Source organism: Methylobacterium sp. Gmos1, assembly GCF_053764715.1.
In genome coordinates this window covers 1-22,156 of the sequence record NZ_JBSNCC010000002.1, presented here as the reverse complement: position 1 = coordinate 22,156, position 22,156 = coordinate 1, and the positions used below count along the sequence as shown (strand labels likewise).

The following is a 22,156-nucleotide window of genomic DNA, read 5'->3' as shown; positions in this document are numbered from 1 at the left end:
GAAATGTGGACTTCAAATTTACTGTCAAAGATGTTGGTCGAAAAGTTCTGCTAAAAGATAACAGCATAGTGATTGTACAGATCTATGATGAAGATGCTATGGGGCTGTCGGTCAAGCTTTCTAACGGCGGTTGGTACTATAAAAACGGCACTTCAACCGGAGCCTATGCTGAGCGATCCGTGGTAGATTTTGCAGACCAAAGCCCTTCTTTTATGACGGAAGAACGTGTCCGCGAAATCATCCGTGAGATGTTGCAGCCACAGCCGGAGAAGAAAGAGCCGCTGCGCGGCGAGTGCTGGGTGAACATCTACCCGGAAGAAGGTATTCGAATTCAGCGTGGTGAGGGGCCCAAGCACTATGCTGAAGTCCATCTCACGCGCGAAGGGGCGGACCGTAAACCGTTTTCAAGTTTCGGAACTCAGCGTCTCGCCTGCGTGAAGTTCGAATGGACTGAAGGCCAGGGTCTCGAAGGGGAGGCACGTTGATGCTGGCAATCCTTTCCCGCTTCTCAGCCTGGCTGGACCAGCTCATCGACCCGGCCCCCCAGTCCCCTTGGTTTGGTGACCGCACCGCACCGCCCAAACCGGCGCCCCGGAAGAGCGTCCGCAAGATCACCGCAGGCCAGCTGCTCCTCCCCGAGTATGCCGACACACGGGAGGGCATCCTTTTGCGCGCCCTGATGCGCGGTCAGATCATGACGATGGATGACCTGGCTTTTGAGCTGCGCAACGCCGGCCATAAGGTGTTCGTCGTCCATAAAGATGTCAGCAACGTCCGCGCCTGCCTGCGCCGATCCTGCATTGAGATGAAGCAGGGCAAGGCGGTACGCGCCAACGGTCGGGCCTACGTCCTCCTGGCCCTGTCTGACAATCAGCGGCGTGCGCTGAGCGAAGAAGCGGCGCGGTGGGGTGCATGGGACGGCAAAGACCGTCGTTCCAGGCCTCGTGGTGGCGACCTCCCTGTCGATTGCCGTGCATGCGGGTGCGCTCAGGTCAGCGAGTGCCCGGCCAAGGCTGAAGGCTGCCCGATGAACGGGGAGGGAGCGCAATGACCTACCTTCGCCTCGCCCTCCTCGTCCTCGGCGCCGTCCTGTTCACCGGTGGCGCTACCCGCTCCGGTGACTGGCTGATGCGGCGGGCTCTCAGAAAGCTCTGACCTCTCCCGTCCACCCTCATGGCCCTCCGCTTCTCCCAACACGCTCACCAGAGGATGCAGGAACGCTTCGGCATCACGCTCTCGGATGAGGAGCTGGCGCAGGTGTGCGCGTCACTAAGGGCCGCCATTGGAGAACAGCGGCACGGTACGGCCGAGTGTGTCGCCGCCGTCCGGCGTGGCCTGATCCGGTTCGTGGCCGTGGTCGACTGCCGGACCCGCAAGGTACTCACCGTCTACCCGGAGGCACCCAAGCCCATGGAGCTCACCCGGCGCCAAGCCCGGAAGCGGCGTAGGCAGGTTGCCCGCTGCCTGCGGGCGTATCAATCTCAGAGCGCAATTGCCAGCAAGAGAAGTCGCTTATAGATTGAACTAGAGAGGTGCCGTAGGCTCCTCATTCGGAATTGGTAGTGAGGGGTATCATGACCGAAGTCGAAATGCAGAAACAGCTCATGAGGCTGTCTACCGAAGTAGAAGAGTACGCGGTGAAGCTGATTAGCGAGCAAGATTTCACCGCAGTTCAGGTCTCTTTCATTTTTGCTAGCGTTGGAGCAAGTCTCCTTGAGGTTCGGGCGGGAAAAGATGCTGCTGTCAAGCTTCTGAAAAAGATTGCCGAGGACGTCGAACGGGGCGTCAAGCCGCTTCCCATGCAATAATCATGGGCCTGGGGCGGATCGAAAGATGGATGATGAACCGCTGACACTGCGAGAGTTTTTGGAGAAATCCAACCTCGCAGTCGCCAAAGAGCCGCCTCTTGTCCATAGTACCCAAGTACAGAATATCTGGAAGGTGAAGAAATCAGGACGACTGCTGGCAATGCCCTGCAGCGTCTTCAAAGCAGAAAAATTATGCTACTGCTTCGTCGGGCGCCCGGCCTATAAGCAAGATGACATCGAGAACCCGCAGCGTTGGCAGCTGCCTATGGCGTTTGTTCTCCGCTTCCACGAACCGCCCAGCATCAAACGGATATTCCCTTTCGACAGCGGCGCTTTTATGCGTCATCGTTTGCCGGACTATGTAACAGGCTTTGACTTGGAAGGTTTTGAGCTTTCTTCCGACAGGCGCAACATTGGACGGCTGATCTCGCTTGTTTATAAAAATCCAGATAAATATTTCAACCGCGCTGCGGCTGGCTTCGAGGAAATCACCGAACAGCATGAGATGACGCTGCGCCATCAGGAGATCATGGCTGTTTGCAGACTGGCTTTAGACAACTCGAGCCGGAAATGTGATGATCGTGCTGCTGCTATCGAAGTCTCGCTGGATCAGGATGTTGTACTGACGCGCGAAAACGTGCTTGGAGTTGTGGTACCGGAAGAAGTTACCCGAGAACCATCGCTCATGACGTGGCTGAATGATCTCACTCAGAACGTAGAAACCTACAGCCATTTCCCGCTCTCTCTGCATGCTCACTATGGCCAGATATACCAGGCTGTGAAGCAAATCTACAAAAAGGCCGGAGTCCGTCTGTGAGTCTGGCCGGCACTGCTCAGTTATTGGGGGCCATACGTATCGTCCCTGATGTGGATTCGATCGGCATCGCAGTCTTCGGCGTGCCGGGCGAAAACACGATGTATGTTGGCGAAACGGACGCTAGCTTCAAAATCACTGAATTTATGGATTTCATCAACGCAGAGGGATTTCAGATAGACTACAACCTACCAGAAGATCATCAGCTTCTTTCATACACATTAGGTGAGCCGTCGCCGATACCGTTCTGGGTTAACGGCTTCTGCCATATCATCCCTGGCGATGCTGAATCCAATGATGTTTTTGTACGGTTCGATAATTTGGCTATCGATCATCCAGTCCTGAAAACGTTGCGACGCTTGCTGGGCGATGCCAGAAATGGCGTCTTTCAGGAGCAGCAAGACCAATGGATGGTGGAGGAGATTGCTGCCTCTTTCAGCGATATTTTCGAAAGGACTCCTGTCCATTCACGCTATTGGATTACAAGGCTTGGCGATGCGGTGAGACATGCCCGATCTCTTACCGAGCCACCGCATCCGATTGACGAGGAGCTTCGCCGCATCGCGCTTGAGTGGATTGAGCGTTTCGCTACAAAAACCGATTACCAACGACTCATGGCAGTTATAGGTAACTTACTTGAGGGGGCGATTTCAGCTGAACGCGCGCAAGCAATGGTTTTCGGGTTTCTTGTGAACCAGGTTATGGCCGGAAACTTCAACACTTTTGCAAAAGAGCTGGGCAGAGATAAGCGCTTTACGGAACTTTTCCCGAACGGTATTTACCAATACTGGTGGCGCCATAACTGGCCCCGGCTTACTTTCAATTATAATAAGCCCGATTTTATACTAGATCCACTTTTGTGGGAAATTCGGCACGGAGCCGCCAGGGAAGATTTCCATCGTGCTGAACGCTTGTCTTATCTTTATTTCCGGTGGGAGCAGGCACCAGCAGAAATTCACGAACGAGTTGTGCCTCTGATTCAGGAATATCTAAAAAAACTTTCAGCAGCCCGATATAGAGCGGATGAAATCATGAGTAATCCGCTGAAGTATAAGAAATGGGATGAGGCAGCAAGGCGCGTTTTGTATTTTTATTTCATTCTTATGAGTTTGGACGGCATCATCGATGGAAACCATCGCCTTTCTCGTGTCATCATTAAAGAACGCTTCGGTCTTAGCAGTACATATGTGAAAGAGCTTGCAGAGAGATTGGATTTGCAGCTTTAGTTGCATATGGCTACAGGACGTCCAACCAATTACACCCAAGAACTTGCTTTGGCGATCTGTGAACGTATCGCTTCAGGCGCCACGTTGCGCGTCCTTGATGCTGAGGACGGCATGCCCAGCATGGGTACGATCATGCGCTGGGCGCGTGAGAACGACGATTTTCAGAAGCAGTACGCACGCGCGATGGAGCAGCGGGCCGAGTTCTGGGCTGAGGAACTGCTGGAAATCGCGGACGACGGGCAAAACGATTGGATGGAAAAGCTGGGACGCGACGGCGAAACCATCGGCTGGATTGTGAACGGTGAAGCGGTGGCCCGCTCCAAGCTGCGGGCTGAAACCCGCAAATGGCTGATGGGTAAGGCCGCGCCGAAGAAGTACGGCGACAAGGTGCAGCTGGCGGACCCGAACGACCCCACGGCGCCGCCCACCTTCACCATCAAGATCGGCTCCTAGTACACTGACACCGACGAACGTATCAGGCGAATCCCCGTTAACCACCTGCAATGACGAAGCAATTTGGCGAGCGCGGTGTACCTTTTGAAGGCGTCAGTGCACTAGCCTCCGGTGAGTGAAGGAGTACGTCTACGAGCGGCCTAAGCTCTACGCCAAGCAAGAGCAGGCGTTCTTCAACAGCGACCGGTATGCCTGGATCGAGGGGAGCACGAAAAGCGGTAAGACCGTCTCCTGCATGGCTTGGCTGTTCGAACAGTCGCTCATCAGGGGCAAGCCGGGCCGGGAGTTCTGGTGGGTCGCACCGGCCACCGGTGTCGCCAAAATCGCTTACGGGCGCATTAAGCGGGGTGTGCCACCGGGCCTGCTCCGCTCCAACGACTCCGAACTGACCCTGACCAACACCGTCAACGGCGCCGTCATGCGCTTCAAGACGGGCGAGAAGCCGGACCTCCTGTACGGGGAGGACGTGTGGGCTGCGGTCGCCGACGAAGCCTCACGGATGCGCGTGGAGGCGTTCTACGCCCTCCGCTCCACCCTGACCGCCACACAGGGCCCCATCCGCCTCATCGGCAACGTGAAGGGGAGGGGGAACTGGTTCTTCAAAGGGTCGCGGAAGGCCGAGGGCGGAGAGCCCGGCCACAGCTACCACAAGATCACTGCCCTTGATGCCGTCGCTGCCGGGGTGTTCCCGCAGTCCGAGCTGGACGACGCCCGGCGCACCCTTCCGGAGAACGTGTTCCGGGAGCTGTACCTGTGCGAGCCGTCCGACGACGGCGGCAACCCGTTCGGCATCAGCTACATCGAGAAGCAGGCGCGCGAGCTGAGCCGGAAGCCCGCTGTCTGCTACGGGGTGGACCTGGCGAAGTCGGTGGACTGGACGGTCATCATCGGCCTCGATGAGGACGGCGCGGTCTGCGAGTTCCACCGGTTCCAGCTGCCCTGGCGCGAGACGATGAAGCGCGTCCGGCTTATCTGCGGCAGCAAGCCCACCCTCGTGGACAGCACCGGGGTCGGTGACCCCATCCTTGAGGAGTTGCAGGCCGACACCGGCGGTGCCGAGTACAGCAACTACCAGGGCTACAAATTTTCATCCGCCAGCAAGCAGATGCTGATGGAAGGCTTAGCTGTTGCCATTCAGCAATCGGAAATCTACTATCCGGACGGAGTAATCAAATCGGAGCTTGAGTGCTTCGAGTATGAATACACAAGAACGGGAGTCCGGTACTCCGCGCCAGAGGGCATGCATGACGACTGCGTGATGAGTCTTGCCCTGGCCAACCGTGCCAGAACAACCCGTGGAGCTGAACCGCAAGTGATTGTTCTGTAGGAATGGGATGGACTGACCTCTTTAGCAAGAAAGCACAGCCCGCGCCCGGCTCTCAGTCCTTCATCCTCCTCAACGCCGATTCCTCCGTCTCCCGCACCCTCGCGGGCTTCTTCAAGGAGGGCTACAGCGGCAACCCCATCGTCTATTCCTGCATCTCGGTCATCGCCAAGAACGCCGCCAGCGTGAAGCTGGAGATGAAGCAGGGCGACGCCGACACGGTGGCGACCAAGCACCCGCTGCTCGACCTGTTGCGGAAGCCCAACCCCACCCAGAACGGCAAGGAGTTCTTCAAGGAGCTGGTGACCTTCCACCAGGCGGCCGGTGAGGCGTTTGTGCTCCGCCTGCCGGAGACGGGCAAGCCGGCCGAGCTCTACAACCTCGACCCCCGCCACATCGAGATCGAGAAGCCGAAGGCGGGCGCGCTCCCCGTGGCCTTCATCTACGGGTCCGGCGAGCAAAAGAAGCGCTACCCGGTCAACCCGCTGACCGGCGAGAGCCAGGTGCTCCACATCAAGGGTCCGAACCTGCTGGACGACTGGCGGGGCATGTCGCCCCTCGCCGCCGCCGCGGTAGCGACCGACACCCACAACGCCGGTGGGAAGTGGAATTTCAGCCTGCTGAAGAACAGCGCCCGGCCCTCCGGGTTGCTTGAGGCCACCGGCAGCGTCAACGACACCGTGCTGCAGCAGCTGCGCACCTATTTCTCCAGGGTGTGGACCGGGACCAGCAACGCCGGGACGATGCCCGTCCTGACCGGCGGCGTGAAGTTCACCCCGCTGTCCATGAATCCGGTGGACATGGACTTTGGCACCTCCATGACCGAGGCGGCCAAGAACATCGCCCTCGTCTACGGCGTGCCCCTGCCGCTGGTCACCACCGAGGCCGCCACGTTCAGCAATATGGACGCCGCGTTGGAGCGGCTGTGGTCTGATACCGTTCTGCCGCTGCTGGACGAGGTGATCGAGGCCCTGAGCGACTTCCTCACCCCGTTCTACGGGAAGGGCCTGCAGCTCACCTACAACGCCGACAGCGTGCCCGCTCTGGAGGCCAAGCGCAGCCGGAAGTTCGAGCGGATGGTCAAGGCCGTGGATTCCGGCCTGCTGACCCCGAACGAGGCGCGGGTAGAGGTCGGATTCGATCTCTCACCGGAGAAGGGTGCCGACCTCCTCTACATGAAGGGGACCATGCGCCCGCTGGACCGCCTGAACGAGGCTCCGGCCAAGCCGGGCAACGACAACCCGCCGCCCGGCGAGGGTAATGCGGCGCTGGCGAAGGCTATGCGCGATGCCGGGTTCACGGCCGAGGAAACGGCGCGCGCCATGTCGCGCGAGTTCGGAGTGAAGTGAGCGACGCCGCGCTGCTCGCACGGTGGGACAAGCTCATGGAGACGGTGGAGCGGCCCTATGCCCGCGCCCTCTACCGGGAGAAGAACCGCTACATCGAACAGGCGGCGGCCGAGTTCGCCTCGTCTCGCAAGCTGCTGGACCGGCACTTCCACGATCACGTCGCCATGATGGGGTCGCTGGCCGAGCACTACGACACCATCGCCATACGGCTGGCTCTGGTTGAGGCCCTGAAGGGCGACAAGGCCCTATCCGCCGCCGTGGAGCGGAAGGAAGCCTGGGACCGCCTCTGGCACTGGCTCGTTCGCCGGTGGATCGTGGAGTTCGGGGCGCAGCGGGCCAAGGAGACGGCCGATACCACCCGAGCCGACATGCAGCGGGTCATCGACAAGGCCCTGGCGCCGGATGCCGAGTTCAACCCGGTCCAGGTAGCGACCCAGCTGCTGGCCGTGCGCGGCCTCAGCGTGTTCCGCGCCATTACCATCGCCCGGACCGAAACCCACGGCGCCATGATGTTTGCCAGCCAGGCCGGTGCCGAGAAGGTGGCGCAGGACAACGGCCTTGAGATGCTGAAGCGGTGGGTGCCGGTGCAGGACGGCCGGACACGCGACGGTCACGCGGCCATGGCCGGGTCACCTGCCATTCCCATGGATCAGAATTTCACAGTGAGCGGGGAGAAGATGGCCCGGCCGGGCGACCCGCGCGGCAGTGCCTCAAACGTCGTGCACTGCCGCTGCGTATTGGCGTTCGCGGTGTCTACATAGTTTTAGCTATATACTTACTGCAAAAACCCCATGAACAACCCATTGGGGAATTGGCATCCGCATTGAACGCCTTTCTGCTGAGGTTGAGGAACTATACACATGCCTGCCGGTGTTGCGCACATCTGCGAAAGCATTGGGAAATTTGGCGGCTGCTGAAAGGCGGTTTGTCCTCGTGGTCCAGGATTGCGCTGGTACTCGCCTTGAATGGCGTACGCCTCGTTTTCAACGCTGTTCCAGCTGCGCATATACCTAATTGCAAAGTCCCGTACGCCCCAATCTCTGAATTGCTGGACGTGTTTCAGTTCATGCACCCACAAGTCAGGTTGAGATGCCTCGGTAGGGCCTTTGAATACGATTACGTCAATTAGGGTAACAGCTTCAGCACTGCCAACACGGATCGAATTATTGGCGAGGTTCAGCGCGCCACCATCGCCGACTTTGAATCTTGCACGATTGAGCACATCATCATCGTACCAACCCTGGACGGCAGCCCTGATGTTCGGCGGAATCGGTTGAGCACCGTTGATAGACGTATTCCTAGAGGCGTAAAACCACTGCTCAAGCCCGGGTCCAGTAAATACACTGGATTGGAGTTCTAGCCTCCATCGATCTATCGTTCTCCCTGCATCATTTATTGCAGGCCCAACAACAGGAACTTTATCAATAGCAGCGCCTGTTTCTCTCTGTATGTTCCGTAAAATTCGACCGGGATTCTTGATATCCCCTATGGGATCCCAGGCCAGGGCTTCGGTACAAATTACTGAACAGAGAAGTACGGCTAAAGCTCTCATCTGCAATACCTCCAGCCCGTGCCAGTTACCGCACGCCAACCATAGCGTGTCAAGCCTCCGTTCCGGCACTCGCCTGACATAACTCGAACGAAACTCTGTTCTGAAGAAGAAGCAACCGACAAGCTTGTCATAGGCATTAACATGTGTGTTTAATGCGATAAACAAGGGTTGGTTGATGCAAAAGAAGCAGGTTCTCCAGTTCAGCGCCGAGATCAAAGCAAAAGATGGCGGCGAAGCTGGTGAGTTTGAGGGCTACGGCTCGGTCTTTGGCGTCGTCGATTCCTACAATGAGATCGTGGACAAAGGGGCTTTCATCGAGTCTCTGCGCAAATACGGGATGCCTGCGCTGCTCTGGCAGCACAATCCCAGCCAGCCGGTCGGCATCTACGTGGAGATGGAGGAGGACGAACACGGCCTCAAGCTCCGCGGTAAGCTGAACCAGGACGTGCAGCAGGGCAAGGAAGCCTACTCGCTCCTCAAGCAGGGCGCGCTTAAGGGCCTGTCCATCGGGTTCATCACCCTGGAAGACTATTTCAATGCGGACACCAAGGTTCGTCACCTGCGCAAGGTGAAGCTGATGGAAGTGTCCCTCGTTACTTTTCCCGCCAATGCCGATGCGACCGTGGACCGTGTGAAGTCCGCGCCAGAGAGCGAACGGGATTTAGAGATTGTCCTGCGGGATGCAGGGTATAGCCGCGAAGATGCGAAAGTCATCGTGTCCAGCGGTTTCAAGGCGATGCTGGCGCACCGGGATGGTGGCGATTCAGCCGCACTCATGGCCGGGCTTTTGAGCCTGGCTGAACGTGCAAGAAAGTCACTCCCCAGTGAGCAAGGAACTAGAGCAAACAGTTAAGACCATTACCGAGAGCTTTGATGCGCTCCGTAATGCCCACGATACTGCCGTTAAGGAAGTCAGTCCGGCAGTAAAGGCCGAGATTGAGAAGCGCGCCAACGAGGTCGCCACCTCTCTCGAAACCATGCAGGCCGAGCATCAGAAGCTGAAGGCTGCCTTCGAGCGTGGCGGTCTAGCCAACGACAATGCCCAAACCGAGCAGCAGAAGGCTGAGAAGGCCGCCTACGATGCGTTCCTGCGCAAGGGCGACCGCAACCTGAACACCGAGCAGCAGAAGTACCTGAGCACCGACAGCCTGCCGGATGGTGGGTACATGGTGCCGGCTCAGATGCTGGCCCCGATCAACGGGCGAATCTTCGAGACCTCGGCCATGCGTAGCATCGCCACCGTCATCAAGACCTCCCAGAAGAGCGTTGAGATGCCGTTGGACGACCAGGAAGCGTCGGCAGGCTGGGCCGGTGAAGGTGACGTGATTGTCGAGACCGGCACCCCGCAGATCGGCAAGATCGAGATTGCCGCCAAGAAGATGTACGCCTTCCCGCGTATGACTGAAGAAATGTTGGCGGACAGCGCCTTTGACGTTGAGGCGGCCACCGCCATGCACCTGCCGTCCGAGAACGTAGCCCTGGTGTTTAAGGCGCTCGAACAAATGGCGGCCAAGGGCACCGTCCAGATGGAGGAGCTGAAAGGTCAGCTGGGCGAAAGTCTCCCTGGCGCTTTCGAGATCGCTGCAAAGGCTATGGGCGTGACGACGGCCGAGCTGGGCGAGCTCATGCAGAAGGGGCAGGTCATGTCCGGCGACTTCCTGCCGAAGTTTGCCGCCGCAGTCCGGCAGGAGTTCGGCGCCAGCCTGGAAGATGCCACCCAGAGCGCACAGGCCGCATTTAACCGGCTGGAAAACGCGCTGTTCGACCTCAAGGCCCGATTCGCCAGTGCGGGCATCCTTGATGCAGTGACCGACGGTGTCGTGGAGCTTACGGCTGCGGTCAACGACCCGCAGGTTCAAGCTGGTCTCGCCGCCTTGGCTGGGCTGCTGGCGCAAGTCGCAAGTGCCGCAGTCCAGGCAGCTGCCAGCATCGGCAGCTTCACTGCTAAGGCCAATTCCGCTGTTGAAAGCGTCGGCAACAATCTACCGTTCGGTTTGGGAGCCGAGGTCCAAAAGCAGCGGGTATCAAAGAACGACGCTGCGACCTTCCAACAACGGATGATTCAGCAGACGATTGCTGACTTCAACGCACAGCATGCGCCGGCGGCTCCAAAAGTCAGCGGTTCCTATACATTGGGCAAGCTCGCATCGCCGGACACATCGGCGGCAGATAAAGCCGCTGAGAAAGCCCGTAAGAAGGCAGCCCGCGAGGCCGAGCAGGCACGCAAGGAAGCCGAGCGCGAAGCCAAACGGCAAGCCGATGAGCGCGATAGCTTGAGTGGACAGGTCCGCGACATTGGAGTGTCCATCGGGAGTGATCCTGACAAGCTGCAAGCCAGCTATGAGGATCAGCAGAAAATCATTGAAGAAGCCTTGGCGAAACAGGCCATCACAAAGGAAAAGTACAACGAGATGATGGCGGCCACGGATGAGGCCTACCGTCAAAAGCTGAAGGATTATGTGACTGAGCAGTTCGGGACGGAAACCGAGCAGGAGAACGCTCAGTACGAGGAAAAGCAAAAGCGGCTTGAAGAGGCGCTGGAACTCCGACTGGTTACCGATGAAGAGTATCGTCGGATGGCAGAGGAGCTGGAGCAGGAGCACCAGGACAACCTCAACGAGATTCGGCAGGACGCTGCGGAGAAGGCGCTGCAACAACAGCGTGACAATGATGCACTTATAGCGTCGTCACGCAAACAGGCCCTGGATTCTATTCTCGGTTTTGTTCAGGTGTTCGCAAACAAAAACAAGGCGATTGCGATTGCCATGCTGGCCTTCGAAAAGGCGCGAGCAATCGCGGAAATGCTTATCAACACAGAAGTGGCGGCAGCCAAAGCCCTCGCAATATATGGGCCGACCCCGATGGGAATCGCGGCGGCAACCACAGTCCGCACTATGGGCTACATCTCGGCGGCGGCAGTGGCGGCCACCGGGATTGCTCAGGCGGCCATGATGGCGAGCGGTGATAAGTCGAGCGGAAGCCCCGGTAACGCAGGAACGAGCTTCAATTCGAGCACAGGCCAGTACGAACAAAACACAACGGGCCAGAACGCGGTTACGCAAGTCTACATCTCCATCGAAGGAGGCGACCGCGCGCTGTTGTCTGGCCTGGCTGTCCGCCAGCTCATTGATCAAATTAACGAGCAACAAAAGAGCGGCGCTCGTGTAGAAGTATATGCAGCATGACGCTGTTTATCCTGCCCTCTAGCACAACCGCGCAGAACCCGTGCCGGATCGCCTACGACAACCTTCTGGAACGCGGCACGGTCACCGCCTCCAGTGAGAACGCGGCCTACCCGGTCGCTAACGCCTACGATTGGCTCACCTGCGACTTCTTCAAGCCCGCCGCCGCCGGGACGGTGTACATCAACCTGACCCTCACTATGCCGGGCTCGGCCAACTACCTGGCCGTCTACAATCAGGATGTCTACAAGTACGGCGGCACCATCGGCCTGCAATATTACAACGGGACCACCTGGGTCGATGCCACGTCCGGCGTGGCTCCGGCGAACAACGCGCCCCGGATCGTTTTCTTCGACACCAAGACGGCCACGCAGTGGCGGCTGGTCATCATCTGCACGCAGGTGTTCAGTCTCGGCGTCGTGAGCTTCGGCCAGTACCTCGCGCTCCCCTATGGCATGTACCTCGGCTGGGCACCGCCCCGGTTCGCGCGGGCGACCCGGCTGACCACCAGCCTGTCGGATGGCGGCGCCTTCCTTGGCCGCAGTGTCCTGGCGAACGGCATCAGGACCACGCTGGTGGTTCAGTTCGTGCCCACGGCATGGATGGAGGCCAACTGGCTGCCGCTGGTCCGCCACATCGAGCGGAAGCCGTTCTTCTTCGCCCCGCAGGTGGTCAAGCGCCCGTTGGACGTGGCCCTGGTCTGGTCCGAGGATGAGGTGCCCGCACCGACCTTCACCCACTACAACGGGTACATGGGCGCCACGCTGAACATCAGGGGCGTGGTCGAATGACCACCTTTGATGAGCTGCGCATCAGGGTCGGCCGCCGCCCCATCACGGTGGTGGAGCTGGACCTGGATTTCTGCGGCCTGACGTATGGCGCAGCGCCCTGCACCGCGGTCCTGGGCACTACCGGCGGCCAGAAGTGCTTCAACACGTTCAAGACGTGCCAGGCGCCGCTGGCCTACGCCAAGACGGCCAAGACGTACCGGTTCTGCTCGGCCAACGCCTTCCGGCCCGTCGGTGAGACCCTCTTCCCCTGCATCCAGGATGTGGACATAGCGCCGACCCAGCTGAAGCCGTCCGGGCTGTCGATCAGCGCCTCGGTCGTCGTGACGATGCAGGACTTCCCGTACCATGACCGGGGCATCGACCCGTATGCGAGCGGCCGGGCCTACCTCCCCAACGATCAGGGCAGCTTCTTCGGCAAGCTGCGGGCCCGCAACCCGTTCATGCTGAACCGTGTGATGCGGGTGAACACCGGCTACGTGGACGGCGACCGGACCATCTACAGCAAGACGCGCACCTACTTCATCGACCGCATGGAGGGGCCGGACGCCAACGGCGTTGTGAAGGTCTACGGCAAGGATGTGCTGCGGTTTGCCGAGACGGACAAGGCTGTCGCGCCGGTGACCAGCACCGGCTCCCTGTCGGCCGATATCACGGCCTCGGCCGCCAGCCTGGCCCTTCAGCCCACCGGCGTCGGCGCGTCCTACCCTGCCAGCGGCACCGTCCGCGTCGGGGATGAGCTGATTCGCTACACGGCCAAAAGCGGCGACCAGCTGACGGGGCTGACACGGGGCAGCGACGGCTCGGCCGCCGCCGACCATCAGGCGGCGGACGCCGTGCAGCTGTGCATCCGGTATACCGCCGTCAGCGTGGCCACCGTCGCCGCCGATCTGCTGACCACCTACGCTGGGATCAGCGCCGCCTACATCAACCAGGCCGATTGGGAGACGGAGGCTGCGACCTGGCTGCCCGGCTACGCCATTACCATCGTGCTGAGCAAACCGGAGGGCGTCCAGAAGCTCGTTGAGGACCTGATGGCGAGCACGGGGTGCGCGCTGTGGTGGGATGAGCAGGCCGCCAGGCTCCGTTCAAGGCCATCGTGCCTCAGCCGCCCTCGGGCAACGTGCCGGTGTTCGATGAGCTGCAGCACATCGTGGCCGATTCCTTCAAGGTGAAGGACCAGGAGAAGGAGCGCATCAGCCGGGTAATTTATTACCTCGGCCTGACCGGTCCGACGAAGGACGCGAAGCAGGAGAACTTCCGCTACATCGAGGTCACGGTCGATGCGGCCAGCGAAGCCGCCAGCGCCTACGGCGTGCCCGCCACGGAAACCATCCTCAGCCGCTGGGCGCCGACCCGCACTGAGGCGCGCCAGGTCGCGCTCCGCCTGCTGGCGCGCTACGCGGAGACGCCCCGTGAGGTGACCCTGCGCGTCGATGCCAAGGATTACACCCTGCATACTGGCGACCTGGTGGATGTGACCAGCCGCCTGATTCAGAACCCGGACGGCACGCCCGGCTATATCCGCTACATCGTCACTCAGGAGCGGGAGGTCGAGGTCGGCACGCAGTACGAATATGTACTGCTGCAGGTGAGCACCACCGGCGTCGGCAAGCTCTCCTCCATCACACCGGATACGATGGCGCCGTGGAGCGCGGCGACCGACGACCAGCGCAAGAAATACATGTTCATCAGCAATGATGCAGGCGTGATGAGCGACTTGCAGCCTGGTCCTAGAATAAACTAAGCTGTACCCAAGAAAGCTCGCCATGTGGTCGATTACACGAATATCCCAGACGCACAGATAGATCAGGACCGTCCGGTCACAAAAAGCCTTATGCGGGCCCTGCGGGACAATCTCCTGGCGGTCATCGCGGGCGTCGACAACGCTCCGCGCATCAGCCCTAAGGCCATCGGCGGATTCTCGGCCGGCACATACCTGCTGCACACCAACGCCGCTCCCGTGCAGATGACCAACAGCAGCGGCCTCCAGAAGTGGAAGGAAACACTGGTCGCCCATGACGGCACCTACACCGCCAAGTTCACCTACGGAGTGAGTGCGGGCTACGGCGCTGAGGTGCAGCTGTTCGTCGGGGACACGGCGATCGGCTCGAAGCAGGCGGTTTCCGGCAGCGGCGAGATCTCCGCCGACGTGACCGTGAAGGCTGGGCAGAGCGTGCAGGTCCGGGGCAACGGCGGCTCGGCCGGGGGAGCCAGCGGGGCCGCGGTGTCGAACCTTCGCCTGTATGCCGACCAACCTCTCGACTTTGCATCGGTGTCCTGATGCAGAAGTTCGCCACCACCGTTACCGACCAGAGCACAGGTGCAGTCAAGCCGCTCGTCGGCGCGCAGGTCTTCATCTATCAGGGCGGCACCAACAATGAGGCTGCCGTCTACGAGGACAATGAGACCACCCGCAAGGCCGCGCCGCTCATCTGCGATGCGAACGGGTTTGTGGAAGGCAAGCTGCCGAACGGCACCTATGACATCTACATCACCGCCGGGAGCACGGTGAAAAAGGTCTCGGGTTTCTGTGCCTTCGACGGCAACCAGAGCACCCTGACGATCACGATGCCCTCTCAGTACACCGTGACAGGGGGCATCAACGTGGCTTGGAACAAGCAGGCCAAGAACACCTTTCTCGCCGGTCCCTCCAGCGGTGTGGACGCGACGCCCGGCTTCCGCGCTATCTCATCGGTCGATCTGCCGTTCACCGGCGCGGCCGACGCCTCGAAGTTCCTGCGCGGTGACTTCAGCTGGGCCGCCGTGCCGATGGTGTTCACCGCCTCGTTCGAAAGCGCAGAGCAGGCGATCACCGGCGCGGGCCTCCTGAACATCGCCCACGGGCTGAACGCCGAGCCGAAGCTTCTCTACGCCATTCTCGTGTGCAAGACGGCCGAGTACGGTTACTCGGTCGGCGACCGGATCACTGTGCCTCTGGCCTTCAACGGCTCGAACAACGCGACGGCCATGGCCATCGTCGCCACCAGCAGCGCGCTGGCGATCCGGTACGCGACCGGTAGCCCATTCCAGGGGCTGCACTTCACCACCGGCACCGGCGTCACCTTCACGAACGCGAACTGGCGCCTGATCCTGAGGGCTTTCGCGTGATGGATTCGAAGACGACCAACGGCATCATGGCCAATCAGGGATCGGCGGCGCGGTACTACGCGGACGCGTCTGGAAACTACCTCGGCGGCTGGGCGGATTTGCCCTGTCCTGTGCCGGGCGCGGTTGAGGTCACTTCCCCGCCGCCAACCGCCGACCAGAAGCGGGTCGGCGGCGTGTGGATGCCGACGCTCAGCACCCTTGGCGCTTCAACCAGCACCAGCGGCACCACGGCCACCGTGACGACACCCGTAGCTGGGGTCACGGTCAAACTATGAGATAAACCGCTTGCATAGAAACAAATTATTCAGGCAAGCTTATCCAATAAAGAAAGCCAGGGAGGCGCGATGAGAACAAACCCGGTCAGCGATACAGCCGCAGTTACAGCGGGAGTTGATTTCGCGTCATCTGCTGGATTCAATGCCGTCTACGTCGGCGGGACCGGAACGCTGATCGTGGTTGAGGCCAGCGGCAACATCGCAACTTACGCGAACGTCGCCGCCGGTATCTGGCATCCCATCCAGGGCAAGGGGATTGCCGCCGCCACCACCGCCACAGGGCTACGAGTGGCCTACGCCTAATGCTCGGCATCGGCATCGGCGTCTCGCCCATCCTGCAGTACGCGCCACCGGCGCCGATCTTCATCACCTCGGCCGGGGACTTCGATGCCGTCGATTGGGCGCGCCCGGCGATGGACCTGCGTTTCCAGCGCGGTCTTGTGCTGCGGGGGCGAAGCATCCCGGCCCTGTCCGGCGGCTCCAAGGTCACCACCTTCGGCACCGGCAACCTGCCTGTCCTGCTCGGCTCCACCGCAATCGCCGCGCCGTGGACGCTGGTGTCCGGCAACGTCTACTCCTCGCCGCTCGCCGCCAAGCCCACCAACGTGTTTGAGCGGGCTGCATACACCCTGGACGGCATCACCAAGCTGGCAGAGAACACCAGCACACCGACCGCGCCCACGTCCGGCCAGTGGGGCTGGAGTAACGGCCTGCTGTACGTCTTCAGCAGCACCGACCCGAACGCCAAGAATTACGAACAGGTCGTCCTCAACCCGTCCAGCACGTCGGCCCTGGTGCGTGTGACCGGCAATGGCTGTGTCGTGGACGGCCTCTCTCTCCTCTGCTCCCCTCGGAACGCCTGCCTGTTCGGGCTCGGCGTCGTAGGCGGGACGTTCCGAGGCGATGTCTACGGCTCGACACAGGACGGTGTTGACGGCGATGCAGGGGTCAATCCGCCCAAGAATATTTTGATTGAGAATAGCCGCATCTGGGCGAGCGGCTACGGCCCGAAGGATGGGACTGGATCAGCCGGGGACGGCGTGTCGTTCCACGGCAATCCGGGCACTGACGACTATTTCAGTGTCACCGTGCGCGGCTGCGACATCCGGTACAACAACAAATCCGCCGTGGGCAATCAATCCACTGGGTACACCACGGCTTACGGCAATTATTGTGAGAACAACTGGGACCACTTCCCGGTCTACGGCATCGCCTCCGGCACCAATACGCCCGGCGTGCACAAATTCCACTACAACGTCTGCAAGAGCAGCGTGAACGACAATCGCGGCATCAATGCTCAGGGCGGTTCCAGCCTCACCAGCAACGTGCGGATCGAGGGTTACAACAACGTGCTGTACGGCGGTATGCGGGCAGGCCGGGCCGGTGTTTTCATCACGGATGGACCCAAGTTCACATACAACTTCCGCAACATGATCGTGGCTAACTGGTCCCGCGGCTTTGACGACCAATTCAACAATGGCGTGATCGAGGCCCTGGATTACAACTGCGCCTTCGGGAACACCACCAACTACTTCGATAACAGCGCCGGTAATCTGAACGCCAAGGTGGGCAGTCACAGCATCACGAGCAACCCGCTGTTCGTGAACGCTGCTGCTGGCGACTTCCACCTGCAAGCTGGTTCGCCCTGCATCAACGTCGGGGCCAACCTGGGCCTCACCACCGACAAGGACGGCAACGCGGTGCCTCAAGGTGGGACGCCGGACATCGGCGCCTACGAGAAGGCATGATGAATTGCTGATGCTCAAGATCGATATGTGCCGTGAACCGTAAGACGATTTCCCGCTGGATTGATTACAAAATTCCTTTGCCGTACCTGCTCGGCGGGATCTTCTTGTTCGTGAGCTTTTGCTTCAACCAATGGCTGCGCCTGAACGACGTGGAGCGGAACGGTCAGGAGAATACGAAGGTCATCGAAAGCATCCTTGCCAGCAATAAGGACAACGCGAAGGACGCGAAGGAAACCCGTGACAGCACCATCCGCATTGAGGCCAGTGTGGGCGAAATCCGCCGCATGCTGCTCATGCAGAACGGGTTCGGCAACAAGCCAATGGCGGATGGCCGCTGATGACGCCCGAGAACGCCCAGGCTTATGCGTTGGCGCACATCTTCGGGACCGAGGGCGGCCGGGTGAACAACCCGAACGACCGGGGCGGCAAGACCGCTTTCGGCATGACCGAGGCTGTGGCGCGCGCCAATGGCCTGAACATCGACACGGTGACGCGGGAGCAGGTGCAGGCGGTGTACCTGCGGAGCTACCTGCGGCCGCTCCAGTTCCTTGCCATCGCCAAGCTGTTTCCCCGGCTCGCTATCGAGCTGGCCGACGCGGCGGTGAACTGCGGCGTATCCGCTGCTTCCGAATGGCTGCAACTCGCGCTCAACGCCCTGAACAACGACCAGCGGTACGGCGCGGACCTCGTGCCGGACGGCAGGATCGGCAAGGCGACGCTCGCCGTGCTGGAACGGTACGCGATGCACCGGGGTAAGCGCCCGGGCCAGAGCGTGCTCATCGCCGCGCTGGAGGGGCAGCAGGCGGACCGCTACCTGACCCTGGCACTGAAGGACCGGAGCCAGCGCACCTTCTTCTACGGCTGGATGGCGAATCGTATCCTTGACGACGTGCCGGATACCGACGAAGCTAAAGCATAAAGAAAGAAATTCCGGTGCCTGCCTTCCTCGCCAACTTCATCAAAGAGATTGCCACAAAGTCTCTCTACACGTTCATCGCACTTTTCGTGATTGGCGGCGCCCAACGCCTGGCCGACTACATGCAGGTCAAACCGGCTCAGGACATCCTGCACACCGTCGACGGCGTGCTGATCCAGGAGCGCACCAACGTCGTCGCTCAGGGGCCGGTGGTCGTGGTGAGCGATCCGAGCAACAGCGCCGTCGTGAACGGCGAGCCGGCAGCGCAGTAGTGCCCGCATGGCTCAGGGAAATCCTGGCGTGGCTGGGTGGTGTCCTGCTCCTGCGGGAGGTCACTCTGGCCAACGCGCAGGAGAAGCGGCGCGCCGATGACGCTGAGGCCGCCCTGGCCCTCGATCAGAAGGCCGATCAGGCTGGCGCTGCTTATGATGCTCTCTCTGATGCTGATAAGCTGCGCTACCGCGAGAAGTATGGCGTCTACCGTGACGAGTGAGGGCCCGGTGAAAGCCGTGCTCTGCGACAAGCTCAAGCCCATTCAGGTGAGCCGCCGGGACACCCCAAAAACACAGAACGATGCAGGCCGCGCCCGTGCGGTCTGGGAGGAAATATGCCGGTAAGAACCCTTTGGAGCGACCGCCGAGAAGCCCTGCTGCAGAAGGCCCAGAATTACCACCCGAACTTCAACGGCTTCTCGCTCGGCCTGCTCGTCGCCGGTATAGGCATTGCCCTGGTCGTACCGTGGATCGGAGCATTGCTCCTCGTGTTCGGCGCGATTGGCTTCTTTGCGGCCTTGGGACTGAAGGGGCGTAGATAGGAAAAAGGCCGGGATTGCTCCCGGCCATAGGTCAGAACCACTGTGTTTCTTTGCCGTCCGGTGGTGGGGTTATCGGCGGGGGCATTTCCCAGAGATATGACCATTCTACAGGTTCTTCGACGCCAGAAAAGTTCCAGACAAAGAAGCCAATCTCCTGGTCGTATGATCCATCCCTGATTGTGCCGTCGGCATATCGAAGATAAAGGTCTATCTCATCCGTCTGCTGTATGTCGGGAGGGGCACCAACCGGTCGCCATTCCATCGCTTCACTCCAAAAAAAGTGCCCCGGCTCGCACCGGGGCAGTGATTATTCAGCAGCCATTAGCCTGGCGGCCCTGTTTTCTTCCACAGTTCGCGTGAGGAAGTTGAACGCCTCCGACGCATAGGACGCCGCGCTGGTGATGGCGCGGAAGTCGTTCTCCAGCACCGTGATCCAGGTGGCGATGTAGGAGGCGTTCTCGCGCGTCGTCGGCGGGATGCCGAGGTGGGCGCAGAGGAAGGCGCTGCCGATCTCCGCCACCAGCTCCTCAGCGGCGTACAGCTCGTCGCCGAACCGCTTGCCGTAGGTCCGCTTCAGGCGGTCCTTGTGGCCGCTGGCATGAATCAGCTCGTGGGCCAGGACACCGCAGAAGGCGTCCTCGCTGGTGAAGCTCTCCAGCTTGGGCAGCTCGATCTGGTCGATGGAGGGCTTGTAGCACGCCGCCCGGCAGCCGAACTGGATGAACTGCACGCCTGTATCGTGAGCGAACCGCACCATCGCCAGCTTGTACTCAGACGGCGGCAACATCTCCGGCGGCTTGAGGTAGGGCAGGGGGATGTCGGTGCACTGGTCCACGTTGAACACGTTGTGGAATTTGACGACGGGGTAGAATTGCTTCTCCTCGCCCTCCTTCGCCCCCTTATCCTTCTTCTGGACATAGTCCACGAAGATTATCTTTTCGGCTTTCTCGCCCTTCTTAATGCGAGCGCCGAGCTTTCCGGCCTGATTGTAGGTGAGCCAGCCATGGGTACGGTAGCCTTTCTCCAAAGCGGCGTACCAGAGGGCAAGCACGTTGATGCCAGCGTAGGGCCGGTTGACCGTGATGTTCATGGGCAGCCGGACGGCGGCGCAGGTACGGTCTTCTTTCCAGCATTTGACCCACGGCGGCACTCCCTCTTTCAGATCCTGGATGATGCGGGCGGTTAAAGCTTCCTGCCATGCCTCGGGATGGGCTGGGCATGACTTCTCGTTCGCGGCTTTGCTCATGGCAAACCTCGTTGAAACGCTTTGATGTTACGCAGAACTACAGCCAAGATTAGAACATGATTAACCCTCTAAAGGTAGCTGCAAAGTCGATAGACCTTCTCTGCGCCCCGGTCGTCATCGGCGGGCGAGTGGTCAGCTATTCTGTAAAGAAGGGTTGGAAAGCGGGTCAGTACGTCTACGGGTGCTTTCAGGAGCAGCCGAAGGCGGAGGGCTCGAACTTCTACACACGCCGCGACCTGAAGAAGCGCGGGCACCTGGTCCCTGACGGCGGGCCGTACCTTGGCATCCGCCGGGAGGAAGGGGTTTTCAGGAACACTGCCGACCGGACTTACGGCAACAAGAACCGCAGCCTCATCATGTTCGGCGTCCCTGGCACCGGAAAGAGCCAGATGATTATCGCCAACGTGCGGGTCATCCAGAAGTGGAAGTGCCCGAAGCCGGACCTGTTCCTCAACGACCCGGCGAATGGGGAAATCTCCGCAGGGACTGAGGCCGCCCTGAACACCATGAAATACCGGCGCGTGGTCATCGACCTCGTGAACCCGAGCAACGGTGTCAACGCCGATTGAAGTCTGACCCACCTTTTGGTTTGTCGCCGATCGTAACCTGACCCACCCCTCACGCGGGAACGGCTGGTTCCCGCACTGGCAGCGCCACCAGCCCGGCGCGCCGCTTGTCCTTCAGCCGGTAGCTCTCGCCGGTGATCGTCACCACGCAGGCATGGTGCAACACCCGGTCCAGCATCGCCGCCGTCAGCACCGCGTCGCCCGCAAACGCCTGGTCCCATGCCCCGAACGACAGGTTCGAGGTCAGGATCATCGCTCCCCGCTCGTAGCGCTTGGCCGCCACCTGGAAGAATAGGTTCGCCTGCTCGCGCGCGAACGGCAGGTAGCCGATCTCGTCGACGATCAGCAGGCGGTAGAGGTTCACCGCCCGGTGCATCGCCTCCTTCAGGCGCCCCTGGCGCTGCGCCGTCTCCAGCGTCAGAACCAGGTCCGCCGCACTGGTGAACCGCACCTTCATCCCGCGCTGCGTCGCCAGGTAGCCGAGCGCGATCGCCAGATGCGTCTTGCCCACGCCGGACGGGCCCAGGAACACCACGTTCTGCGCCCGCTCCACGAAGGCCAGGCTGGCCAGTTCCTGGATCTGCGCCCGCGGCGCCCCGGTGGCGAAGCCGAAGTCGTAGCCCTCCAGCGTCTTCACCGCCGGGAAGCCCGCCACCCGGGCGAACATCTCCCGTGCCCGGGTGCGCCGGGCCTCGCGCTCGGCCCGCAGCACCTCCTCCAGGAAGACGGCGTAGGGCGTGTCGCGCTCGGACGCCGCCTGCGCGAGCGCGCCGTAGGCTGCGGGCACCGCCTGCAGGCGCAACTCGGCGCAGAGTTCGGCGAGGCGGGCATGCTGCAGGTCGCTCATGCCGGTTCTCCCGTCATCAGGCCCGAGAGCCCGTCGTAGAGCGCAAGCGGGTGCTGCAGCCCGATCACCGGATGGGCGGGAGCCGGCACCGCCGGGGCCTGGATCTGGCGCACCGAGCGGCCGCCGTAGGGCGGCGG

Annotated in this window: 28 protein-coding genes; 25 read left to right on the top strand and 3 right to left on the bottom strand. The window is 60.8% G+C overall.

Translation table 11 applies throughout. The features are described from left to right. Nucleotides 1-5: 5 nt before the first annotated feature. From ACS5PV_RS03125 to ACS5PV_RS03085, 9 genes are all read left to right on the top strand, one after another. Entirely contained in the window at nt 6-485 is a 480-nt protein-coding gene (locus tag ACS5PV_RS03125) for a hypothetical protein (protein WP_455393920.1), read from the top strand. Next, nucleotides 485-1,051 (top strand): hypothetical protein, encoded by a 567-nt coding sequence (locus ACS5PV_RS03120; RefSeq protein WP_455393919.1) that lies wholly within the window; start codon nt 485-487, stop codon nt 1,049-1,051. The genes ACS5PV_RS03125 and ACS5PV_RS03120 overlap by 1 nt, the downstream gene beginning before the upstream one ends. A gap of 523 nt (nt 1,052-1,574) precedes the next feature. Continuing rightward, nucleotides 1,575-1,808, top strand: coding sequence for a hypothetical protein (locus tag ACS5PV_RS03115; protein ID WP_455393918.1), 234 nt, complete (start codon nt 1,575-1,577; stop codon nt 1,806-1,808). A 25-nt stretch (nt 1,809-1,833) separates the two neighbouring features. Continuing rightward, nucleotides 1,834-2,625 carry a hypothetical protein gene (locus ACS5PV_RS03110; RefSeq protein WP_455393917.1) on the top strand — a complete coding sequence of 264 codons (792 nt, stop codon included), beginning with the start codon at nt 1,834-1,836 and terminating at the stop codon, nt 2,623-2,625. After that, nucleotides 2,622-3,848 carry a hypothetical protein gene (locus ACS5PV_RS03105; protein WP_455393916.1) on the top strand — a complete coding sequence of 409 codons (1,227 nt, stop codon included), beginning with the start codon at nt 2,622-2,624 and terminating at the stop codon, nt 3,846-3,848. The genes ACS5PV_RS03110 and ACS5PV_RS03105 overlap by 4 nt, the downstream gene beginning before the upstream one ends. 6 nt (nt 3,849-3,854) lie before the next feature. Continuing rightward, nucleotides 3,855-4,301 carry a terminase small subunit-like protein gene (locus ACS5PV_RS03100; protein ID WP_455394445.1) on the top strand — a complete coding sequence of 149 codons (447 nt, stop codon included), beginning with the start codon at nt 3,855-3,857 and terminating at the stop codon, nt 4,299-4,301. A 115-nt stretch (nt 4,302-4,416) separates the two neighbouring features. Then, nucleotides 4,417-5,628 carry a hypothetical protein gene (locus ACS5PV_RS03095; RefSeq protein WP_455393915.1) on the top strand — a complete coding sequence of 404 codons (1,212 nt, stop codon included), beginning with the start codon at nt 4,417-4,419 and terminating at the stop codon, nt 5,626-5,628. 2 nt (nt 5,629-5,630) lie between these two features. Further along, nucleotides 5,631-6,974, top strand: coding sequence for a phage portal protein (locus tag ACS5PV_RS03090; RefSeq protein WP_455393914.1), 1,344 nt, complete (start codon nt 5,631-5,633; stop codon nt 6,972-6,974). Next, nucleotides 6,971-7,735 (top strand): phage minor head protein, encoded by a 765-nt coding sequence (locus ACS5PV_RS03085; protein WP_455393913.1) that lies wholly within the window; start codon nt 6,971-6,973, stop codon nt 7,733-7,735. Before ACS5PV_RS03090 ends, ACS5PV_RS03085 begins: the two co-directional genes overlap by 4 nt. A 14-nt stretch (nt 7,736-7,749) precedes the next feature. Here ACS5PV_RS03085 and ACS5PV_RS03080 read toward each other — a convergent pair whose 3' ends face one another. Beyond that, a complete protein-coding gene (locus ACS5PV_RS03080) occupies nt 7,750-8,526 on the bottom strand; it encodes an eCIS core domain-containing protein (protein ID WP_455393912.1) in 777 nt (258 codons plus the stop codon). 175 nt (nt 8,527-8,701) lie between these two features. Here ACS5PV_RS03080 and ACS5PV_RS03075 point away from each other — a divergent pair, with 175 nt between their 5' ends. From ACS5PV_RS03075 to ACS5PV_RS03005, 15 genes are all read left to right on the top strand, one after another. After that, on the top strand, nt 8,702-9,379 hold the full coding sequence (locus ACS5PV_RS03075; RefSeq protein WP_455393911.1) for an HK97 family phage prohead protease: 678 nt from the start codon (nt 8,702-8,704) through the stop codon (nt 9,377-9,379). Then, nucleotides 9,351-11,711: a phage major capsid protein gene (locus ACS5PV_RS03070; protein WP_455393910.1), complete on the top strand. Its 2,361-nt coding sequence runs from the start codon at nt 9,351-9,353 to the stop codon at nt 11,709-11,711. The genes ACS5PV_RS03075 and ACS5PV_RS03070 overlap by 29 nt, the downstream gene beginning before the upstream one ends. Next, the gene (locus ACS5PV_RS03065) at nt 11,708-12,499 is read left to right on the top strand and encodes a hypothetical protein (protein WP_455393909.1); all 792 of its coding nucleotides are present in this window, start codon (nt 11,708-11,710) and stop codon (nt 12,497-12,499) included. Before ACS5PV_RS03070 ends, ACS5PV_RS03065 begins: the two co-directional genes overlap by 4 nt. Continuing rightward, on the top strand, nt 12,496-13,671 hold the full coding sequence (locus ACS5PV_RS03060) for a hypothetical protein (protein WP_455393908.1): 1,176 nt from the start codon (nt 12,496-12,498) through the stop codon (nt 13,669-13,671). Before ACS5PV_RS03065 ends, ACS5PV_RS03060 begins: the two co-directional genes overlap by 4 nt. Next, nucleotides 13,650-14,243 carry a hypothetical protein gene (locus ACS5PV_RS03055; RefSeq protein ID WP_455393907.1) on the top strand — a complete coding sequence of 198 codons (594 nt, stop codon included), beginning with the start codon at nt 13,650-13,652 and terminating at the stop codon, nt 14,241-14,243. Before ACS5PV_RS03060 ends, ACS5PV_RS03055 begins: the two co-directional genes overlap by 22 nt. A 24-nt stretch (nt 14,244-14,267) precedes the next feature. Further along, nucleotides 14,268-14,780 (top strand): hypothetical protein, encoded by a 513-nt coding sequence (locus ACS5PV_RS03050; protein WP_455393906.1) that lies wholly within the window; start codon nt 14,268-14,270, stop codon nt 14,778-14,780. Beyond that, complete coding sequence (locus tag ACS5PV_RS03045) at nt 14,780-15,607, top strand: hypothetical protein (protein ID WP_455393905.1); 828 nt, start codon at nt 14,780-14,782, stop codon at nt 15,605-15,607. The genes ACS5PV_RS03050 and ACS5PV_RS03045 overlap by 1 nt, the downstream gene beginning before the upstream one ends. Further along, the gene (locus ACS5PV_RS03040) at nt 15,607-15,882 is read left to right on the top strand and encodes a hypothetical protein (RefSeq protein ID WP_455393904.1); all 276 of its coding nucleotides are present in this window, start codon (nt 15,607-15,609) and stop codon (nt 15,880-15,882) included. The genes ACS5PV_RS03045 and ACS5PV_RS03040 overlap by 1 nt, the downstream gene beginning before the upstream one ends. A 69-nt stretch (nt 15,883-15,951) precedes the next feature. Continuing rightward, a complete protein-coding gene (locus ACS5PV_RS03035; RefSeq protein ID WP_455393903.1) occupies nt 15,952-16,185 on the top strand; it encodes a spike base protein, RCAP_Rcc01079 family in 234 nt (77 codons plus the stop codon). Beyond that, nucleotides 16,185-17,630, top strand: coding sequence for a choice-of-anchor Q domain-containing protein (locus tag ACS5PV_RS03030; RefSeq protein WP_455393902.1), 1,446 nt, complete (start codon nt 16,185-16,187; stop codon nt 17,628-17,630). Before ACS5PV_RS03035 ends, ACS5PV_RS03030 begins: the two co-directional genes overlap by 1 nt. Before the next feature lie 32 nt (nt 17,631-17,662). Beyond that, complete coding sequence (locus ACS5PV_RS03025; RefSeq protein ID WP_455393901.1) at nt 17,663-17,968, top strand: hypothetical protein; 306 nt, start codon at nt 17,663-17,665, stop codon at nt 17,966-17,968. Next, nucleotides 17,968-18,549, top strand: a complete 582-nt coding sequence (locus ACS5PV_RS03020) for a glycoside hydrolase family 108 protein (RefSeq protein ID WP_455393900.1) — start codon at nt 17,968-17,970, stop codon at nt 18,547-18,549. The genes ACS5PV_RS03025 and ACS5PV_RS03020 overlap by 1 nt, the downstream gene beginning before the upstream one ends. 14 nt (nt 18,550-18,563) lie before the next feature. Then, entirely contained in the window at nt 18,564-18,818 is a 255-nt protein-coding gene (locus ACS5PV_RS03015; RefSeq protein ID WP_455393899.1) for a hypothetical protein, read from the top strand. Then, nucleotides 18,818-19,039, top strand: a complete 222-nt coding sequence (locus ACS5PV_RS03010; RefSeq protein ID WP_455393898.1) for a hypothetical protein — start codon at nt 18,818-18,820, stop codon at nt 19,037-19,039. Before ACS5PV_RS03015 ends, ACS5PV_RS03010 begins: the two co-directional genes overlap by 1 nt. Before the next feature lie 114 nt (nt 19,040-19,153). Beyond that, complete coding sequence (locus tag ACS5PV_RS03005; protein WP_455393897.1) at nt 19,154-19,360, top strand: hypothetical protein; 207 nt, start codon at nt 19,154-19,156, stop codon at nt 19,358-19,360. A 307-nt stretch (nt 19,361-19,667) separates the two neighbouring features. Here the strand turns inward: ACS5PV_RS03005 and ACS5PV_RS03000 are convergent, their stop codons facing one another. Then, nucleotides 19,668-20,606 (bottom strand): ArdC family protein, encoded by a 939-nt coding sequence (locus ACS5PV_RS03000; protein ID WP_455393896.1) that lies wholly within the window; start codon nt 20,604-20,606, stop codon nt 19,668-19,670. 56 nt (nt 20,607-20,662) lie between these two features. On the opposite strand from ACS5PV_RS03000, the gene ACS5PV_RS02995 reads away from it, so the two are divergent. Continuing rightward, nucleotides 20,663-21,175 (top strand): hypothetical protein, encoded by a 513-nt coding sequence (locus ACS5PV_RS02995; RefSeq protein ID WP_455393895.1) that lies wholly within the window; start codon nt 20,663-20,665, stop codon nt 21,173-21,175. Nucleotides 21,176-21,224: 49 nt separating this feature from the next. On the opposite strand, the gene istB is transcribed toward ACS5PV_RS02995, so the two are convergent. Further along, nucleotides 21,225-22,019, bottom strand: coding sequence for an IS21-like element helper ATPase IstB (gene istB, locus ACS5PV_RS02990; RefSeq protein ID WP_455393894.1), 795 nt, complete (start codon nt 22,017-22,019; stop codon nt 21,225-21,227). Nucleotides 22,020-22,156 lie beyond the last annotated feature (137 nt).

Coding starts and splice junctions, on each gene's coding strand:
- ACS5PV_RS03040 (WP_455393904.1), top strand. CDS start 15,607: ATGGATTCGAAGACGACCAACGGCATCATGGCCAATCAGGGATCGGCG.
- ACS5PV_RS03115 (WP_455393918.1), top strand. CDS start 1,575: ATGACCGAAGTCGAAATGCAGAAACAGCTCATGAGGCTGTCTACCGAA.
- ACS5PV_RS03080 (WP_455393912.1), bottom strand. CDS start 8,526: ATGAGAGCTTTAGCCGTACTTCTCTGTTCAGTAATTTGTACCGAAGCC.
- ACS5PV_RS03110 (WP_455393917.1), top strand. CDS start 1,834: ATGGATGATGAACCGCTGACACTGCGAGAGTTTTTGGAGAAATCCAAC.
- ACS5PV_RS02995 (WP_455393895.1), top strand. CDS start 20,663: ATGATTAACCCTCTAAAGGTAGCTGCAAAGTCGATAGACCTTCTCTGC.
- ACS5PV_RS03065 (WP_455393909.1), top strand. CDS start 11,708: ATGACGCTGTTTATCCTGCCCTCTAGCACAACCGCGCAGAACCCGTGC.
- ACS5PV_RS03030 (WP_455393902.1), top strand. CDS start 16,185: ATGCTCGGCATCGGCATCGGCGTCTCGCCCATCCTGCAGTACGCGCCA.
- ACS5PV_RS03020 (WP_455393900.1), top strand. CDS start 17,968: ATGACGCCCGAGAACGCCCAGGCTTATGCGTTGGCGCACATCTTCGGG.
- ACS5PV_RS03120 (WP_455393919.1), top strand. CDS start 485: ATGCTGGCAATCCTTTCCCGCTTCTCAGCCTGGCTGGACCAGCTCATC.
- ACS5PV_RS03060 (WP_455393908.1), top strand. CDS start 12,496: ATGACCACCTTTGATGAGCTGCGCATCAGGGTCGGCCGCCGCCCCATC.
- ACS5PV_RS03075 (WP_455393911.1), top strand. CDS start 8,702: ATGCAAAAGAAGCAGGTTCTCCAGTTCAGCGCCGAGATCAAAGCAAAA.
- ACS5PV_RS03005 (WP_455393897.1), top strand. CDS start 19,154: ATGCCGGTAAGAACCCTTTGGAGCGACCGCCGAGAAGCCCTGCTGCAG.
- ACS5PV_RS03045 (WP_455393905.1), top strand. CDS start 14,780: ATGCAGAAGTTCGCCACCACCGTTACCGACCAGAGCACAGGTGCAGTC.
- ACS5PV_RS03090 (WP_455393914.1), top strand. CDS start 5,631: ATGGGATGGACTGACCTCTTTAGCAAGAAAGCACAGCCCGCGCCCGGC.
- ACS5PV_RS03035 (WP_455393903.1), top strand. CDS start 15,952: ATGAGAACAAACCCGGTCAGCGATACAGCCGCAGTTACAGCGGGAGTT.
- istB (WP_455393894.1), bottom strand. CDS start 22,019: ATGAGCGACCTGCAGCATGCCCGCCTCGCCGAACTCTGCGCCGAGTTG.
- ACS5PV_RS03000 (WP_455393896.1), bottom strand. CDS start 20,606: ATGAGCAAAGCCGCGAACGAGAAGTCATGCCCAGCCCATCCCGAGGCA.
- ACS5PV_RS03100 (WP_455394445.1), top strand. CDS start 3,855: ATGGCTACAGGACGTCCAACCAATTACACCCAAGAACTTGCTTTGGCG.